General features: G+C 37.7%; 1 protein-coding gene. It reads left to right on the top strand.

Features of this window, described 5'->3' with window-relative positions; genetic code table 11:
* Window positions 1–1,399: VirB4 family type IV secretion/conjugal transfer ATPase (locus K3248_RS08530; RefSeq protein ID WP_503826676.1), on the top strand; the 1,399-nt coding region annotated here is incomplete at both ends.

Here is a 1,399-nt window from a genome sequence, read left to right as displayed (position 1 = left end):
TTCCACGACTTGGGGATAAATTTATTTCCTGTATTTCAATTGGCGGTTTTCCAACAGCTAGTTATCCTGGAATATTAGACATTCTTGATGGTTTTCCTTTACATTATAGATGGTCAAGTCGTTTTATATTTATGGACCAGCATGAAGCTGTTGCTGCATTAAATAAATATAGATTAAAATGGCAACAAAAAGTGAGAGGGTTCTTTTCGCAGGTTTTTAAAACCAATAAAGGAACTATTAATACTGATGCTTTGTTGATGGCACAACAAGCTGAAACAGCAATGAACGAAGCTCGTTCGGGGATTGTTGCTTACGGTTATTATTCACCAACAATTGTTTTAATGCATGAAGACCGTGAGGTTTTAGCAGAAAATGCTAGGTTAATTAAACGCGAAATTGAACATAAAGGTTTTGCTGCTCGTATTGAAACAGTCAATACAATGGAAGCGTGGTTAGGGACAATTGCTGGCCAAACTTATCCAAATATTAGACGTCCATTGATTAATACTCAAAACCTTGCTGATATGTTACCTCTTTCAAGTGTATGGCCAGGTTTACAAATTAATCCTTGTCCTCTCTATCCTGATAATTCTCCTGCTTTATCTCAAGTAGTAACAACAGGTGCAACGCCCTTTCGGGTTAACTTACATGTTGATGATGTTGGCCACACACTTGTATTTGGCCCAACTGGAGCTGGAAAATCAACACTTTTAGCGTTTCTATTAGCGCAAGCGCGTAGATATTGGTCAAGGGCAACAGATAAAGATGGTAAGCATTTACCTGCTAATATTACTGCTTTTGATAAAGGTCGTTCATTATATGCATTGTGTTATGCTGTAGATGGACGTCATTATGATATTGGTGATAGTGATAGTGCTGTCGGTGCTCTTATGCCTCTTGCAGACATTGATACAGAAGCCGATAATCTTTGGGCGCAAGAATGGATTGCTGTTTGCTATGAATTGCAGACGGGGCAAGCGCCGTCTCCTCAGCAAAAAATGGAAATTCATCGTGCAATGAAGCAGATGAGTAAAACCCCTAAGAATATGCGTTCACTCAGTAATTTTGTTACAACGATTCAGAACCAAGAAATTCGTGATGCACTCGCACATTATACGATTTCTGGTGCTATGGGACATTTGTTAGATGGTCAAGAACAGTTTGAAGATCATAATGATTTTATTGTCTATGAAATTGATGAACTCATGAAGTTAGGTGATAAAAATGGTTTACCTGTTTTGTTATATCTGTTTAGACGTTTTGAAAGAAGTTTGAAAGGACAACCCTCTATTCTTTCACTTGACGAAGCATGGATTATGCTTGGACATCCTGTTTTTCGTGAGAAAATTCGTGAATGGTTAAAAGAATTAAGGAAAAAGAATTGCCTTGTAATCATGGC

This window comes from Bartonella raoultii (genome assembly GCF_019659805.1).
Taxonomy (GTDB): Bacteria; Pseudomonadota; Alphaproteobacteria; order Rhizobiales; family Rhizobiaceae; genus Bartonella; species Bartonella raoultii.
Note: the sequence above shows the minus strand (reverse complement) of the source record. Positions and strands in the feature narration are given on the sequence as shown.